Raw genomic sequence first — 14797 nt, 5'->3', positions numbered from 1 at the left:
GGTGACCGCCATGGCGCGCGCACTGGTGACGGGATCGCAGGACCGGGTGGTCGCGGTGGCCGCCGTACTCGCCGAGCAGGGGATCGACGTGGTCACCGCCTCGGTGGTCACGGACCTCGACGGCGCCGATCTCTCCGGCCTGGACCACTACATCCAGCTCCCGGTGTTCGTGGAGCCCGAGGGCGACAACCTCGTCGGACGCGTGCGCTCGTTCCTGTCCGCCGGCCTGATCAGCCGGTACACGTTCACCGAACGCGTGCTGCCCGCGCTGAACCCCGGCGCGCACGTCGTGATCGTCTCCGGGAGCTCGGTCCGCGGCGACCTCGCACTCCCGGACGACCGGAGCTCCCGCCTGGCGCTCCTGCACGTGCTGGCGCACGCCGTGCGCGCCGAGACCGGCGACCGCCAGGTCGAGGTCAGCATCATCTCCGGGGCCCGCAACGACGCCGACGTCGTCGCCCACGCGATCGGCGCGACGTCCGCCAGCCGGACCCACGAGCAGGCCGAGACGGTCACGGCCAAGCAGTACCAGGACTGGCGCACCGAGATCATGGGATTCACGACCGGCCACGTGTAGATCGCCGCCGGGACACGCCGGCCGCCCGACGTCCGAGGCGCCGGAGCCCGTCGAGATGCGGTGCAGCGGGATTCGTCGATCATCGGAGCCCGGTGAGCCGCATCTCGGCGCGTGTCACACCTCGACGAGCACCGTGAACGGGCCGTCGTTGACCGACTCGACCTCCATCATGGCGCCGAACTCGCCGGTCTCCACCGTGGCTCCGCGCTCGCGCAGACGTGCCACCACCTGGTCGACGACGGGTGCGGCGTCCTCCGGGCGGGCGGCGGCCGACCACGAGGGGCGGCGGCCCTTGCGGACGTCGCCGTAGAGCGTGAACTGGCTGACGACCAGCAGCGGAGCGCCCGCCTCGGCGCACGAGCGTTCGTCCCGCAGCAACCGCAGCTCGTGGAGCTTGCGCGCCATCGTGTCCGCCTTCGCCGCGGCCGTGCCGTCCACGTCGTCGCGGTGCACGCCGAGCAGCACCAGCAGGCCCTCGCCGATCGCACCGGTGACGTCGCGCGACCCGTCGTCGCGGCTCACCGTCACCGATGCCCGCCGCACCCGCGCGGCGACCGCCCTCATGCGGGGTCCCACCCGTCGGCCGGGACGAGCAGCCCGTGCCGGACCAGCTCACGCACCGGGTCCAGCGTGCCGGACACGAGTGCGTCCACCGGCCGGTCGTGCGCGACGGCGAGCAGCTCCACCAGCTCGGACAGCGGCAGGTCACCGCGGCACCCCGCGAGCAGGGACGCCGCGACGTCGTCGACCTCGTGCTCCCAGGACGGCGTGCCCCACCGGCGCACCGTCGTCGAGAGCTCCGACCAGCCCTGTTCCCCGACGCCGGACGCGCGCTCCAGGATCACCTCGGGCGCGAGTCGCAGCGTCGCCGCGAGCAGGTCCGCGTCGCTCTCGTGCGCGCGCAGCCAGGTGGTCCGGTCCAGCCAGCCCGCCATCTCCGGGCCGAGGCCGTCGGTCAGCTCGCCCGGCAGGTCCTCCACCACGATCCGGGGCGCGAGATCGGCCCGGTGGTGGCGGCGCAGCAGCAGGAAACCGAACCCGACGCCCTCGACGCGTTCGGCGTCCATCCAGTCCAGCCACGTCGTGGCCTGCGCGCGGGCCGACCGCGACGACGGGACCAGCCCGGCGTCGCGCTGCCAGGTCCCGACGTGCATCGCCGGGTCGACGGCCTCGCGCTGCAGGATCCACGCGTCACAGCCGTCCGGGATCCACGCGCGCACCCGGTCCGGCCAGTTCTCGCCGCGGACGTTCAGCCACGAGCCGAGCAGCTGCGCGATCCCGCCCGGGTTGAGCAGCTCCGGCAGGTCGGCGACCAGTGCGGCGAGCGCCGAGTCGCCCGCCTGCCCGGAGTCGCGGTAGACGTAGTCGACGCGCGCCGGTCCGGGTACGAACGGCGGGTTGGACACGATCTGGTCGAAGCGCTCGCCGGCCACCGGCTCCAGCCACGGCCCCTCGCGCAGCTCGACGGGCACCCCGGAGAGCTCGCAGGACAGCCGGGCCAGCGCCAGCGCCCGTGGTGCGAGGTCGGTGCCGACCACGCGGGCGGCGTGCCGGGACGCGTGCAGCGCCTGCACCCCGCAGCCGGTGCCGAGGTCCAGGAGTGACGCCACCGGTCGCCGTACCGTCGCCGCGGCCAGCGACAGCGACGCGCCGCCGACGCCGGTCACGTGCTCCCTGTCCTGTCTCGACGCCGGGGAGTCCAGATCGGACACGACCCACCAGTTCGCGTCGTCGGGGGAGCCGGGGTCGTCGCCGCCCGCCTCGCCGTAGGGCCGCACGTCCAGCCCGGCCACGATCCCGTCCGGGGTGCGCCGCACGATCCGTCCGGCTAGCAACGGGTCCAGGTCGCCGAGCGCGGCGGTGACCGCGGGCTCCGGCTCGCACCCGTCGAGCAGGAACAGTCGCACGAGCGTGCCGAGCTCACCGCCGTCGCGGCTGGCGCGGGCGGCCGGCTCCGGCTCGCCGCGGGTCAGCGCGTCGTGCGCGGAGCGGCCGAGCAGGGCGCGGACGCCGTCCGGGGTGTAGCCGGCGTCGGTGAAGCAGCCGCGGACGCGCTCGACGTCGGCCGGGTCGAGATGGGGGAGCACCTGCCCATCATCCCGTGCCATCCTGTGCGCCATGACCGGCATCTGCATCGCCCAGGATCCCGAGGCGGACGCGCTGCTCGAGCGGGAGCCGCTCGCCCTGCTGATCGGGATGCTGCTCGACCAGCAGATCCAGATGGAGATCGCGTTCAAGGGCCCGCAGAAGCTCTACGAGCGCCTCGGCGGCCTGGACGCGCACACCATCGCCGACTACGACCCGGAGGCGTTCGCGACGCTCGCCACCACCCCGCCCGCGATCCACCGCTACGGCGGGTCGATGGCCAAGCGGGTGCAGGCGCTCTGCCGGTACCTCGTCGAGACCTACGACGGCGACGCCGCGGCGATCTGGACGCGGGACGAGCCGACCGGCGCCGAGGTGCTGCGCAGGCTCAAGGCGCTGCCCGGTTATGGCGAGCAGAAGGCGAAGATCTTCGTCGCGCTGCTGGGCAAGCAGTACGGCGTCACGCCGTACGGCTGGCGCAAGGCGGCCGGTGACTACGGGAAGGCGAACACCCGGCTGTCGGCCGCCGACGTCGTCGACGACGTCACGCTCCAGGAGGTCCGCAGCACGAAGAAGGCAGCGAAGGCCGCGGCGAAGGCCGCCGCCGGCTGATCGCGGTCTAGCATCAGGAGCGTGCACAAGGTCCCGGAGGCTCTCAACGGCGCTCGTGTGATCGACCCGGACCAGGTCTGCGACGCCGTCGCCGTACTGGCCGACGGCGACCGGCTGGGCCGTGCCGCCGAGGTGCTCGACGTGCTCGGCGAGGTCAACCGCCTGTCGATCCTGCTCGCGCTCCAGCACGCGGGCGACCTGTGCGTGTCCGACCTCGCCGTCGCCGTCGGGATGAGTGACAGCGCCGTCTCGCACGCGCTGCGGCTGCTGCGGGCCCACCAGATGGTCACCGCGCACCGCCAGGGCCGGCTGGTCAGGTACCGCCTGGCCGACGGCCTGCCGCGGCGCCTGCTCGAGGTGGTCTCCGCGGACGCCGTCTCGGTCGGCCCGCTGCACGCCGACGGCCACCCCGACGAGCCCGAGACGGCATGAGCGACACGGCCGTCGCCGCGGGTCCGGCGTCGGCCCCCGACGTGGACGCCGCGGTCTCCACGCTGCTCGACGCCATGGAGGAGATCGACGACGCGGGCTGGTACCCGGCCGTCGACGTCCATCGCCCGTGGTCGGACTACAACCCGCGGATCACCGGGGAGTTCGCCCGCCCGCAGGCGATCCGCCGCTACCTGCACCGCGAGCTGGCGTCGCTGGTGCGGGCCGGGGCGACCGCGTCAGTACGGGCCTCGCGGCGCGCCGTCGCGTTCGACGACCCGGCGTTCTTCGACGCGCTCGACGAGGACCGGTTCGACCTGCGCACGAAGAAGCTGTTCCTGTTCGGCCCGGAGCGGATGGCACTCTCGCTGAACCGGCTCTCGCACTACACCGGCACGCCCGCCGAGTCGTTCGGGCGGAACGTGCTGTTCACGAACTACGCCATGCACGTCGAGGCGTTCCGGGAACGGTTCGGAGACTGCGAGGGCCCGGACCGCGACGGCGTGCAGATGCCGGCGTTCCACCACCGCCGCGCGGACGGGGACGGCGTCTCGCTGGTGAACATCGGCGTGGGCCCGGCCAACGCGAAGACGATCACCGACCACGTCGCCGTGCTGCGGCCGGACGCGATGGTGATGATCGGCCACTGCGGCGGCCTGCGGAACCACCAGGAGCTCGGCGACTTCGTGCTGGCCACCGCCTACCAGCGCGCCGACCACGTGCTCGACGAGGTGCTCGGCGCGGACGTCCCGGTGATCCCGAACCACCGGCTCAACACCTACCTTCTGGCCGCGCTGGAGTCGGCGGGGGCGACGTACCGGCTCGGTGTGGTGCACACCACCGACAACCGGGACTGGGAGCTCAACCAGTCCGCGACGCTGGCCCGGATGCGGGCGGCGCGGGCGGTCGCGGTGGACATGGAGTCCGCGACGATCGCGGCGAACGGGTTCCGCTACCGGATCCCGAACGCGACGCTGCTCTGCGTGTCGGACAAGCCGTTGCACGCGTCGCCGAAGCTCGCCGGGGGCGCCAGGGCGTTCTACGAGGCGTCCAAGCGGCAGCACCTCGGCATCGCGCTGGACGCGCTGGACCGGGTGCGCAGCGAGCACCCCGGTGGCCTGCCCACGCACGAGGTCCGGTCCTTGGACGAGCCGCTGCTCGGCGGTCCGCCCGACCTCTGAGCGATTTCCCTGCGATCGAACCGTCCGGTCACTGCGCGCCGAACCATGCACGGTGACACGATGGGGGAGGAGGTGGTCGCCAGTGTCGGACCAGCGGCGCGAGCAGGATCCCGTGCTCATCACCGATGCACAGGTGTCCTACGAAGAGGAGCTCGCGGTCCGCAAGCGGCGGTACAAGGTCATGATGGGGATGCGGATCCCGTGCATGATCGCGGCCGCCGCCTGCTACCAGATCCCGTGGCTGGCGGTGACGCTGCTGGTGATCTCGATCCCGCTGCCGTGGATGGCGGTCCTGGTCGCCAACGACCGGCTGCCGCGCAAGGCGGAGAAGCCGAACCGGTACAGGTCCGACCACAAGGCGATCGAGGCGAAGGACCACCCGGTCATCGAGAGCTGACCTGGCAGACTGTGACCATGTCCACCCAGACGCTGCCCGAGGTCGACACCCGGCCGGAGAGCGACGAGTCCACCGGCGACGACACGCCGGACATGTTCCACTACGTGCGGAAGTCCAAGATCGCCGAGAGCGCGGTCCTGGGCAACATGGTGGTGGCGCTGTGCGGCTTCACGTTCTCGGTGACGAAGTCGCCCAAGCCGGGGTCGCCGGTCTGCCCCGACTGCAAGAAGATCTACGAGGGACTTCCGGACGAGCCGGCCGAGTAGACCTCGCGGGCCAGCACCAGCAGCGCGACCGGCCCGTCCGGGTTCCTCGGGTCGGCCGGCAGCTCGCGTTCCACGACGAAGCCCTCGCCGGCGTAGAGGGCGAGCGCGCGCTCGTTGCCCGGCTTGACGTCGAGCCAGACGCGCCCGGTCGGTACGTGGGCCAGAACCGCGCGCAGCATCGCCCGCCCGTGCCCGCGGCCGCGGTGCTCGGCGGCAACCACGATCCGTCGCAGCTCGGTCCCGGTCTCCGTGCCGCGCGGACCGGCCAGCACGACGAAGCCGACGAGTACGCCGTCCCGGTGGGCGAGCAGGTGCTCGACGCCGTCCGCCGTGTGCCACGCTCGGGACGACTCGCCCAGCCAGGGACGCGTGTCCGGGTCCGCCTCCATGGCCAGGACGACGTCGGCATCCTCGGCGCCGGTCGGGTGGAACTCGACCGGGCCGCCCGCGGTCATCCGGTCAGGAACCGGTCGATCACGCCGCCGAAGTACTCCGGGTCGACGAGCAGGTCCAGGTGACCGCCGTCGTAGAGCTCCAGCGTCGAGTTCCGGATGCCCTTGTGCATCAGGTGCGCGTTCCCGGCCGGGATCATCGGGTCGTCGTTGCCGGCCAGGATCAGCGTCGGCGCCGAGATCGCCGGCAGCAGCGGCAGGCTCGACCAGCCGGTGAGCGCGAGCATCTGGAAGTAGTAGCCGCGCATCAGGCCGCGGCGCGTGCCGGAGCCGAGCACCTGGGCGGCGCGTTCCGGGTGCTCGCGCATCGTGCCGCCGTAGAGCCTGTCCGCGACGGAGCGGGCGAACTCGGGGTCCTGGTGGCGCCGGGGCGTCGCCATCGCGCCGAACACGCTCGGTCCGGCCGGGATCATCAGGTTGCCGGTGCCGGTCGCGGCCAGCACGAGCCTGCGGACCCGGCGGCGCCGGGACAGCGCGATCTGCTGGGCCAGCATGCCGCCCCATGAGAAGCCGAACACGTCGACCTCGCGCAGGCCCAGGCGCGTCAGCACCTGGCCGATCCGGTGCGCGAACCAGGTCAGGTGGTACGGCACGGTCGGCAGCTCGGACGCACCGATGCCGGGCGGGTCGAAGCGGATCACGTCCAGGTTGCGCGGCAGGGCGTCGACGAGCGGGTCGAGGACGTCGGTCGCGGCGCCGATGCCGTTGCACATGAGCAGCGGCGTGCGGCGCGGGCCCGGCCCGGACGCGGGACGGACCACGACGCGGAGCGTGCGGCCCCCGACGACCAGGTCGTGGTTCTCGACGGTCGGGGTGTCCGGGCGTTCGGCGGGTGCGGCCATCGAGGGCAACGGTAGTCGACGGGGCCGGTCCACGTGGGACGAAGGTGATGTTCGCCGCGGATCCGCCGTGGGCTCCTCGGGCGTCATCCGCCCAGGTAGATCCCCGGTGCGGGGTGGACGGGATACATCCGGCGCCCGCCCAGCTCCGGAGGGGCCTCGCGCTGCGGCCCGGCCCGCTCGGTGAGCCACGCCACCAGGTCCGGCCACCACGACCCGTCGACGCGCTCGCCGGCGGCCTGCCACCCGGCCGGTGCCTCGCCGTCGCCGGAGACCGGACCCGCCACGTAGCCGTCCGGTGCGACGAGCGCTCCGGCCTGGTCACCGTCGGCCCGCACGAGCCGGCACGCCCCACCGAGCATCTGCGCGGTCCGCAGCCCGGCCGTCCACGGTTGGGCGGGGTCGTCGGCCGGCGTCACGAGGTAGGCGTCGCGGGTCAGCCCGCCGGGCGCGACGGGCGTGCCGAGCACGGTCGCGTCCGGGTCGCCGGTGGCGAGCGCGAGCAGGGCGGCCTGCAACGCGGCCGGCACGTGCAGCAGGTCGGTCGCCCAGTGCCGCAGCGCGCGCCGGACCGGGCCACGGGGCACCCGCTCGGCCGCGGCCGGGTCGACGGCGAACGGGCGGACCTGCTCCCCGCCGCGGCGCCAGGACCACGACCGGACGGCCGCGTCCCCGTCCAGCACGCCGCCGGCCGCCGGTACCGGGTCCGGCCGGAACCCGGGCAGCGCCCAGCCCTGGTCCAGCACGGTCCCGAGGTAGACGGCGGCCGCGATCCGGTCGTCGCGCCCGGTCGCGGCCAGGTGGCACTGCACGGCGGCGGAGAGCAGGCCGCCGGTGCGCAGCCCGGCGAGCGCGACCCGCGGGCAGCGGGTGACCCGCGTGGCGGCCTCGACGGCGTCCAGCACGGCCGCCGCGTGCGTGTCCAGGTCACGCCCGTCGGTCGCGTCCGGGTCCGACCAGGACAGCGCGAACACCTGCAGCCCCTCGCCGACGAGGTGTTCGACGAGCGAGTGCCCCGGCGCGAGGTCGGCGAGGTAGTAGCGGTGGGCCAGCGGCGGCACGAGGAGCACCGGCACGTCGTGCACCCGCTCGGTGCGCGGCAGGTACTGGATCAGCTCGAACACCGGCGTGCGCAGCACGACCGCCCCCGGCGTGGCCGCCAGGTCGCGACCCGGGACCGGGCCGGCCGGATCGGGGTCCGCGGTCTGCGGGCCGGGGGACACGGCGCCGGGCCCGGCACCACCCGGGCGGGCCAGGTCGGCCAGCGCGGCGAGCGCCCCCCGCAGGCGGCCGTCGTCGGCCGGGTCGAGCGCGGCGTCGTCGAGCAGGCCGGACAGCGTCCCGGTGGTCGCGAGGTAGGCCTGCACGGCCCGCCTGCGGACCGGGTCGTCCCACCACCCGTCGAACCGGCCGTCGGCGCCGTGCGGAGCGACCGTCGAGGTGCCGAGACCGATCGTCCCGAGCTCGGCGACGAGCCCGGTGCCGCGCCGCAGCAGCGCTCCCGGCCGGACGGCCAGCGACGCGGTCACCCGCAGTGCCGCGCGCAGTGCCGCGCATCGGGTCCCCAGGTCCACGCGGGCATTCTCTCCGTCGCCCGACCGACCGGTGTCGTTCACCCCCGCGTGGGCCGGCGGACAGGCCGTCCGGCGAGCGTGGGTGCTCCGTTCCACCGGAAGGGGACCGATGACCACGACCGAGTCGGGGACCGCCGCGTTCGTCCGCGAGTTCCTGCGCGACCCGGCCCGCACGGCCGCACCGGCGCCGAGCTCGCGGGCGCTGGCCGGGATGGTCTGCGCGCCGCTGCCGCTGACCGGCGACCCTGTCGTCGTCGAGCTGGGGCCGGGGACGGGCGCGTTCACCGACCTGATCGCCGAGCGCCTCGACGGGCGCGGGCACCACGTGGCCGTCGAGCTGAACCCGCGCCTCGCGGCGCTGCTCGGGCGCCGCCACCCCGAGCTCGACGTGGCGGTGGCCGGTGCCGCGGAGCTGCCTGCGCTGCTGGCCGAGCGCGGCCTGGGCGGCGCCGACGTGATCGTCTCCGGACTGCCGTGGGCCGCCTACCCGGTGACCGGTCCGCGCCTGACCGACGTGATCGCCGGGTCGCTGCGCCCGGACGGCGCGTTCACCCAGTTCACCTACGTGTGGTCACGCTGGGCACCTCCCGCCCGGCGCCAGCACCGGTGGCTGCGCGAGGCGTTCGAGGAGGTCGTGCCCAGTCGCACGGTCTGGCCGAACCTGCCGCCCGCACTCGTCTACCTGGCACGACGCCCCCGGGTACCGGGTGGTGCGGGGTAACGCACCGGAGCGTCCTAACCTGGTTCATCGTGTCCTCCGCTGCCGAGCTCGCCGATCCGCAGGCCAGGCCACTGCGCGCGTGGCAGCGCAGTGCGCTCGCCCGCTACCTGGCCACCCAGCCGCAGGACTTCCTCGCCGTCGCGACGCCGGGCGCGGGCAAGACCACGTTCGCGCTGCGGGTGGCCTCCGAGCTGCTGGCCGACCGCGTGATCGACGCCCTCACGGTGGTCACGCCGACCGAGCACCTGAAGTACCAGTGGGCCGAGTCCGCGCAGGGCGCGGGGATCGCGCTCGACCCCGACTTCCGGAACGCGGCGGGCGGGACGTCGAGGGACTTCCACGGCATCGCGGTGACCTACGCGGGCGTCGCGGCGCACCCGATGCTGCACCGCAACCGCACCGAGAACCGCCGCATGCTGGTGATCCTCGACGAGATCCACCACGCCGGCGACGCCCGTTCCTGGGGTGAGGCGGTGGCCGAGGCGTTCGACCCGGCCGCCCGGCGCCTGGCCCTGACCGGCACGCCGTTCCGTTCCGACGACAACCCGATCCCGTTCGTCGAGTACGTGCCGGACGCCGAGGGCGCGCCGCGCAGCCGTGCCGACCACTCCTACGGCTACGCCGAGGCGCTCGCCGACAACGTCGTCCGGCCGGTCGTGTTCCTGGCCTACTCCGGCACGTCGAACTGGCGGACGAGCGCCGGCGAGGAGATCTCCGCCCGCCTCGGTGAGCCGCTGACCCGCGAGCAGACGGCGATGGCGTGGCGGACCGCGCTGGACCCGGCCGGGGACTGGATGCCGGCCGTGCTGGCGGCCGCGGACAAGCGGCTGCAGAGCCACCGCGACGGCGGGATGCCGGACGCGGGCGGGCTGGTGATCGCCTCCGACCAGACCACGGCCCGCGCGTACGCCGCGATCCTGCACCGGGTGACCGGGGACCGGCCGGTCGTCGTGCTCTCCGACGAGGCGGGCAGCTCGGACCGGATCGCCGAGTTCGCCCGGTCGCAGGAGCGCTGGATGGTCGCCGTCCGGATGGTCTCCGAGGGCGTCGACGTGCCGCGCCTGGCCGTCGGGGTGTACGCGACGTCGGCGTCCACTCCGCTGTACTTCGCGCAGGCGATCGGCCGATTCGTGCGGTCGCGGCGGCCGGGCGAGACGGCGTCGGTGTTCCTGCCCAGCGTGCCGGTACTGCTGCAGCTGGCCAACGAGCTGGAGGCCCAGCGCGACCACGTGCTGGGCAAGCCGCAGCGCCCGGACGAGACGTGGAACGACGAGGAGGTGAACGAGGCGAACCGGCAGTCCGACGAGCCCGACGAGCAGGACAAGGGCTTCACGTCGCTGGGCGCCGACGCGGAGCTGGACCACCTGATCTACGAGGGCACCACGTACTCCGCCGACGAGGAGGACTACCTCGGGCTGCCCGGCCTGCTCGAGCCCGAGCAGGTGCGGACGCTGCTGAGCAGGCGGCAGGAGGAGTGGGTCGCGAAAGGTTCTCCCCGTACCGGCGCCCAGGCCCGCGCCACGCCCGCGACGGAACCGACGCCGCCGCCCCCGGCCGAGCGCGGGCCGGTCAGCGTGCGGGAGCGGCTGGCGACGCTGCGCAAGGAGCTGAACACGCTCGTCGCACTGCACAACCACAAGACCCGAAAGCCCCACGGCAAGATCCACAACGAGCTCCGTGCCCACTGTGGAGGCCCGCCGGTGGCGATGGCGTCGATCGAGCAGTTGGAGGAACGGATCGCCACCCTTCGGTCGTGGCGATGAACGCCGGGTGAATCCACCGGTGTGACCTACGCCGCACCGGGGCGGCCGTGCGCCGGACGGTCATCGGTGACGGAGCGTGATGGCGATACGTCCACGGTGGCAGGCGGTTCGTCACCGTCGCGCGAGCGCAGCGCGACGGCCGCGATCACCGCGGCGATCCCGCCGACCTCCAGCGCGCCGGGGATCTGGCCGAGCACGACGAATCCGACGATCGTCCCGGTGACCGGCAGCAACGCCAGCAGCACGGCGAACCGGGCCTGCCCCACCCGTCGCAGCACGATCTGGTCGAGCACGTACGGGATCACCGACGACAGCACCCCCAGCCCGACGGCCAGGGCCAGGACCGAGGGCTCGGCGAGCGGGGCGAGGCCGCCCACCCCGCCGGTGAACAGCAGCGGCGAGAGGATCACCGCGGCCGTCGTGAAACCCACGGCCAGCTCGTCGATGCCGTTGCCGCCGCGCGCCACGCGCTTGCCGAGCAGTACGTACGCCGCCCACATCGCGGCCGCCGCGAGAGCCCAGAGCACGCCCGACGGGCTGCCTGACCAGCGCACATCGGCGATGAGGGCGACACCGCCCGCGGCCAGCACGACGGCCGCGACGTCTCTGGGCCGCCGCGAAGCGAGAGCCGCGACGAGCACCGGGCCGCAGAACTCCAGCGCCACCGCCGTGCCGAGCGGCAGGCGTGCGATCGCCTCGTAGTAGGCGACGTTCATCAGTGCCGTGGCCAGTCCGAACACGGTCGCGAGCAGCAGGCGGCGGGGTGCCCACGCGGCCCGTCCGGGGCGCCGCCAGGCCAGCAGCACGAGCGCCGCACCGATCAGGCGCAGCTCGGCGACGGCGTGCGGCGCGAGCCGGTCGAACAGCCCGACGGCCAGTGCGGCCCCGACGTACATCGACGTCCCGCCCACGAGGAAGAGGAGCGGTGCGGGAATCCGACGGGCACTCACGGTCGCTCACGGTAGTCGCGACACGAGGAGTTAACAGTCGGTCCGCTTGCACGGGTGACAGACGGCACCGCATGATTCCGGATAGTCAATCCTGACTACACAACTTCATCGGTATCCGGTCACCGCGGGTACGGCGTGGCGCCACCTGATGTCCATTCAAGATCCGGACGTGACGGTCGTCGCGACTCGCCCCGGGAACACGTGCAGGGGTCCCAGACGTCTGCAAGAGTGTGGGCGACCCGCGAGAGCGGTCGTCACAGTGATACGGCTCCGGGATCACTCCCGGGACCGACATGGAGGGAGACCGCTATGCAGCCCGAAACGCTGACCCGGCCCGAACTGACCCTCGCCGACCGCTGTGACCGCTGCGGTGCGGCGGCGAAGGTACGTGCGGTGCTTCCCTCCGGTGGGGAGCTGCTCTTCTGCGGCCACCACGGCCGCGCTCACGCCGAGAAGCTGCGCGAGAGCGGTGTGGAGGTGCAGCAGGGCGGCGAGTGAGCGCGTCCGGCCGGACGCCGGACGCGAACGAGGCTTCCACGACGGGGGCGGGACCTGCGGGTTCCGCCCCCGTCGTCTGTTCGGGGGCCGGGCTCAGATCTCGTCGCGCAGGCGGTGGCGCGGCACCCGCCATGTGGGGTCGTCCGTGCCGTTCGTCGCGTCCTCCGGCGCCGGGACGGGTCCGGCGGCGACGGGGGCGGGGCCTGCGGGCTCCGGGGCCGCCGTCGGGTCGGCCATCGGGACCGCCTCGGAACGCTGCTCGGGCACGGCGGCCGGGACGGGCCGGGGGACCGGACGCGGCACGGGGTGCGGCGTCGGACGCGCGACGCGGCCGAGCGACGGGACCCGCGCCGGGAGCGCCCTCGGCGGCACGGCCGTCGGCGGCGGGGTGTGCTCAGGGCCCTCCCAGCCGAGCCGGGCCTGACCGGTCGGCGGGGTCTCCTCGACCGTTTCGCCGGCAGCGAACAGGTCGGTCACCGGATCACGCTCGGTGACCGGCGGGGTCTCCCCGAAGACGACCGGGTGCGGCGTGACCGGGACCAGCGGGAGCGTCTCCTCGTGCGCCACGTCGTCGCTCTCCGCGGCGTACCCGTCGCCGTCCTCGGCGTCGTTCGTGTCGGGGTCCGCCGACTCGGGGTCCGGCTCCGGGCCCTGTTCGACGAGCGTGGGCACGGCCGTGGTCTCCGGCGGGAACTCGGGGTCCTCGTCCTGCTCGACGTCCGGCGTGACACGGGCGCTGACCCTGGCCAGCTCCCGGGCGTCGGCCAGGCGCGCGGAGAGCGCTCCCATCAGCGGCGACAGCATCGACGCCGACCGTTCGTCCAGCGACGCGTCCGACCCGGCCAGGAGCTGCAGCCCGCCGGCCGGCTGCCCGGACTCCGACAGCGGCACGACCAGCGATCGGACCAGCCCGCAGTCCGCGGCCGCCGCGGCCAGCTCGGGCGGGCCGCTGACCGTGAGGTCGGGTACCGCAAGCGGGCGGTCGCCCCGCACCGCGGCCGGCACCGGACCGCGCCCGGCGCGCTGCTGGATCAGCCCCAGCCGGTTCGCGGCGTCGTCCGAGGCGAAGACCTGCTGGCCCTCCGGATCGCGCGGGTCGGCGGGATCGGTGAGCACCAGGACCGCTGCGGCGACGCCGACGGCGGGCGGCAGCGCCGAGCAGACGCCGGTCAGCATCGTCCCGATGTCGACGTGCGCGACGGGAGTGGCGCCGACCTGCAACGCGATCCGCATGACCGCGGTGGACGCGTCGGGGCGGGAGCTGGGGAGCGGGGCGGCCATCGTCGTCCTCTCGCCTGTCCGGGCCGGATCGTCCGGCGCCGGCCCCCGAGCGGGCGCCGCCGTGTCCTCTCGGACAGTAGCGAAGGCCGACGATCACTCTCCGCTCAGCCCCCGGACAGCGCGACCGCGGCCGACCACGTGTCCGGGTGAACCGGCACGCCGGCGTCGGCGTGTCGGGCACGGTGGGCGCGGGCCCGGTCACCCGGGACGGTGACGCCGGGCGAGCCCGGCGCGGGCTCGAGGCCGCGCAGGATGTCCAGGAACGCGGTGAGCGCCTGCGGCGTCCCGCCGCCGAACGCGGCCGGGTCCATCGCCAGCAGCAGGTCGCCCTTGGTCACCGGGTCGGTCGTGTCGAGCGTGCCGCGGACGTCGGTACCCAGCGCGGTACCGGTCAGCGTCGCGACGAGCACCTCCAGCACCAGCGCCAGCGCGTACCCCTTCGGCCCGCCGAACGGGCTGATCGCGCCGTCCAGCGCCGCCTGCGGGTCCGTCGTGGCGCGGCCGTCGGCGTCGACGACGGATCCCTCCGGCAGCGGTTCGCCGCGCGCGGCGTGGTCGAGGACCTTGCCACGGGAGATCTGCCCGGTCGCCATGTCCAGCACGACGGGGTCGGTCGCCGTCGGGACGGCGACGGCCAGCGGGTTCGTGCCGAGCATCGCCGGGGCGGCGCCCCACGGGTGCACGAGAGCCTCGCTCGTCGTCGTCGCCAGGCCGACCAGTCCCTCGCCGGCCAGGCGCTCGACGTACGGGGCGAGCATGCCGAGATGTCCGGCGCGCCGGATCGCGGCGACGGCCACGCCGTTCTCCCGCGCGATCGTCACCAGGTCCTCGAGCGCGCGCACGGCCGTCGGCGGGCCGAACCCGTCGTGCCCGTCGACCCGCAGCACCGCCGCCGCGGACCGGACGAGCTCCGGCGGCGCGTCCGGGACGATCAGACCGGAGCGCACGCGCCCGACCAGCACCTCCAGCCGTCGCAGACCGTGGGAGGGGTGGCCGCGCAGGTCGCCCTCGGTGAGCCAGGCGACCTGCGTGCGGGCGACCGCCTCCGGCGCCCCGAGCCGGGTCAGCGCTCGCCCGCCCACCGCGAGGTACTCGGCAAGGGGGATCCGGGGCAGGTCGTCGGCGCTCACGCCGCGGAGCCTAGGCAACGCCTCGAGGTGGCCGGGCTCCAC

General features: G+C 74.4%; 17 protein-coding genes. 9 read left to right on the top strand and 8 right to left on the bottom strand.

The window, feature by feature from the left end:
* Positions 1-10 precede the first annotated feature (10 nt).
* The gene (locus EV378_RS03220) at positions 11-577 is read left to right on the top strand and encodes a hypothetical protein (protein ID WP_132421248.1); all 567 of its coding nucleotides are present in this window, start codon (positions 11-13) and stop codon (positions 575-577) included.
* 114 nt (positions 578-691) lie between these two features.
* Here the strand turns inward: EV378_RS03220 and dtd are convergent, their stop codons facing one another.
* A complete protein-coding gene (gene dtd / locus EV378_RS03215) occupies positions 692-1141 on the bottom strand; it encodes a D-aminoacyl-tRNA deacylase (RefSeq protein WP_132421247.1) in 450 nt (149 codons plus the stop codon).
* Complete coding sequence (locus tag EV378_RS03210) at positions 1138-2685, bottom strand: DUF7782 domain-containing protein (protein ID WP_132421246.1); 1548 nt, start codon at positions 2683-2685, stop codon at positions 1138-1140. The genes dtd and EV378_RS03210 overlap by 4 nt, the downstream gene beginning before the upstream one ends.
* A gap of 10 nt (positions 2686-2695) precedes the next feature.
* Between EV378_RS03210 and EV378_RS03205 the strand changes: the two genes are divergently transcribed.
* From EV378_RS03205 to EV378_RS03185, 5 genes are all read left to right on the top strand, one after another.
* On the top strand, positions 2696-3274 hold the full coding sequence (locus tag EV378_RS03205) for an HhH-GPD-type base excision DNA repair protein (protein ID WP_132421245.1): 579 nt from the start codon (positions 2696-2698) through the stop codon (positions 3272-3274).
* A 21-nt stretch (positions 3275-3295) separates the two neighbouring features.
* Entirely contained in the window at positions 3296-3706 is a 411-nt protein-coding gene (locus EV378_RS03200) for an ArsR/SmtB family transcription factor (protein ID WP_132421244.1), read from the top strand.
* Complete coding sequence (locus EV378_RS03195) at positions 3703-4884, top strand: phosphorylase family protein (protein WP_132421243.1); 1182 nt, start codon at positions 3703-3705, stop codon at positions 4882-4884. Before EV378_RS03200 ends, EV378_RS03195 begins: the two co-directional genes overlap by 4 nt.
* Positions 4885-4996: 112 nt before the next feature.
* Positions 4997-5281, top strand: coding sequence for a DUF3099 domain-containing protein (locus tag EV378_RS03190; RefSeq protein WP_243653244.1), 285 nt, complete (start codon positions 4997-4999; stop codon positions 5279-5281).
* Positions 5282-5298: 17 nt separating this feature from the next.
* On the top strand, positions 5299-5547 hold the full coding sequence (locus tag EV378_RS03185) for a DUF3039 domain-containing protein (protein WP_132421241.1): 249 nt from the start codon (positions 5299-5301) through the stop codon (positions 5545-5547).
* Here EV378_RS03185 and EV378_RS03180 read toward each other — a convergent pair.
* The 3 genes from EV378_RS03180 to EV378_RS03170 all read right to left on the bottom strand — a co-directional run bounded on the left by EV378_RS03180 (position 5514) and on the right by EV378_RS03170 (position 8412).
* Entirely contained in the window at positions 5514-6002 is a 489-nt protein-coding gene (locus EV378_RS03180; RefSeq protein ID WP_132421240.1) for a GNAT family N-acetyltransferase, read from the bottom strand. The two genes, EV378_RS03185 and EV378_RS03180, sit on opposite strands and share 34 nt — an antisense overlap.
* Positions 5999-6841: an alpha/beta fold hydrolase gene (locus EV378_RS03175; RefSeq protein ID WP_243653243.1), complete on the bottom strand. Its 843-nt coding sequence runs from the start codon at positions 6839-6841 to the stop codon at positions 5999-6001. Before EV378_RS03175 ends, EV378_RS03180 begins: the two co-directional genes overlap by 4 nt.
* Positions 6842-6924: 83 nt before the next feature.
* Complete coding sequence (locus tag EV378_RS03170; protein WP_165922122.1) at positions 6925-8412, bottom strand: class I poly(R)-hydroxyalkanoic acid synthase; 1488 nt, start codon at positions 8410-8412, stop codon at positions 6925-6927.
* A 109-nt stretch (positions 8413-8521) separates the two neighbouring features.
* On the opposite strand from EV378_RS03170, the gene EV378_RS03165 reads away from it, so the two are divergent.
* Positions 8522-9133, top strand: coding sequence for a class I SAM-dependent methyltransferase (locus tag EV378_RS03165; RefSeq protein ID WP_132421238.1), 612 nt, complete (start codon positions 8522-8524; stop codon positions 9131-9133).
* Between the two features lie 29 nt (positions 9134-9162).
* Complete coding sequence (locus EV378_RS03160) at positions 9163-10896, top strand: DEAD/DEAH box helicase (RefSeq protein ID WP_243653242.1); 1734 nt, start codon at positions 9163-9165, stop codon at positions 10894-10896.
* 26 nt (positions 10897-10922) lie between these two features.
* Here EV378_RS03160 and EV378_RS03155 read toward each other — a convergent pair whose 3' ends face one another.
* Entirely contained in the window at positions 10923-11792 is an 870-nt protein-coding gene (locus tag EV378_RS03155; RefSeq protein WP_132427314.1) for an EamA family transporter, read from the bottom strand.
* A 363-nt stretch (positions 11793-12155) separates the two neighbouring features.
* On the opposite strand from EV378_RS03155, the gene EV378_RS03150 reads away from it, so the two are divergent.
* Positions 12156-12344 carry a DUF7455 domain-containing protein gene (locus tag EV378_RS03150; protein ID WP_130289842.1) on the top strand — a complete coding sequence of 63 codons (189 nt, stop codon included), beginning with the start codon at positions 12156-12158 and terminating at the stop codon, positions 12342-12344.
* 93 nt (positions 12345-12437) lie between these two features.
* Here the strand turns inward: EV378_RS03150 and EV378_RS03145 are convergent, their stop codons facing one another.
* Positions 12438-13625: a GAF domain-containing protein gene (locus tag EV378_RS03145; protein WP_132421237.1), complete on the bottom strand. Its 1188-nt coding sequence runs from the start codon at positions 13623-13625 to the stop codon at positions 12438-12440.
* Positions 13626-13729: 104 nt separating this feature from the next.
* The gene (locus EV378_RS03140) at positions 13730-14755 is read right to left on the bottom strand and encodes an Ldh family oxidoreductase (protein ID WP_165922121.1); all 1026 of its coding nucleotides are present in this window, start codon (positions 14753-14755) and stop codon (positions 13730-13732) included.
* Positions 14756-14797: the final 42 nt, after the last annotated feature.

This window comes from Pseudonocardia endophytica, from assembly GCF_004339565.1.
GTDB classification, from domain to species: Bacteria; Actinomycetota; Actinomycetes; order Mycobacteriales; family Pseudonocardiaceae; genus Pseudonocardia; species Pseudonocardia endophytica.
The sequence above is the reverse complement of the archived record's forward strand: the minus strand, read 5'-3'. Positions and strand labels throughout refer to the sequence as shown.

Coding starts and splice junctions, on each gene's coding strand:
- EV378_RS03155 (WP_132427314.1), bottom strand. CDS start 11,792: ATGTACGTCGGGGCCGCACTGGCCGTCGGGCTGTTCGACCGGCTCGCG.
- EV378_RS03210 (WP_132421246.1), bottom strand. CDS start 2,685: ATGGCACGGGATGATGGGCAGGTGCTCCCCCATCTCGACCCGGCCGAC.
- dtd (WP_132421247.1), bottom strand. CDS start 1,141: ATGAGGGCGGTCGCCGCGCGGGTGCGGCGGGCATCGGTGACGGTGAGC.
- EV378_RS03175 (WP_243653243.1), bottom strand. CDS start 6,841: ATGGCCGCACCCGCCGAACGCCCGGACACCCCGACCGTCGAGAACCAC.
- EV378_RS03150 (WP_130289842.1), top strand. CDS start 12,156: ATGCAGCCCGAAACGCTGACCCGGCCCGAACTGACCCTCGCCGACCGC.
- EV378_RS03185 (WP_132421241.1), top strand. CDS start 5,299: ATGTCCACCCAGACGCTGCCCGAGGTCGACACCCGGCCGGAGAGCGAC.
- EV378_RS03220 (WP_132421248.1), top strand. CDS start 11: ATGGCGCGCGCACTGGTGACGGGATCGCAGGACCGGGTGGTCGCGGTG.
- EV378_RS03165 (WP_132421238.1), top strand. CDS start 8,522: ATGACCACGACCGAGTCGGGGACCGCCGCGTTCGTCCGCGAGTTCCTG.
- EV378_RS03180 (WP_132421240.1), bottom strand. CDS start 6,002: ATGACCGCGGGCGGCCCGGTCGAGTTCCACCCGACCGGCGCCGAGGAT.
- EV378_RS03205 (WP_132421245.1), top strand. CDS start 2,696: ATGACCGGCATCTGCATCGCCCAGGATCCCGAGGCGGACGCGCTGCTC.
- EV378_RS03195 (WP_132421243.1), top strand. CDS start 3,703: ATGAGCGACACGGCCGTCGCCGCGGGTCCGGCGTCGGCCCCCGACGTG.
- EV378_RS03145 (WP_132421237.1), bottom strand. CDS start 13,625: ATGGCCGCCCCGCTCCCCAGCTCCCGCCCCGACGCGTCCACCGCGGTC.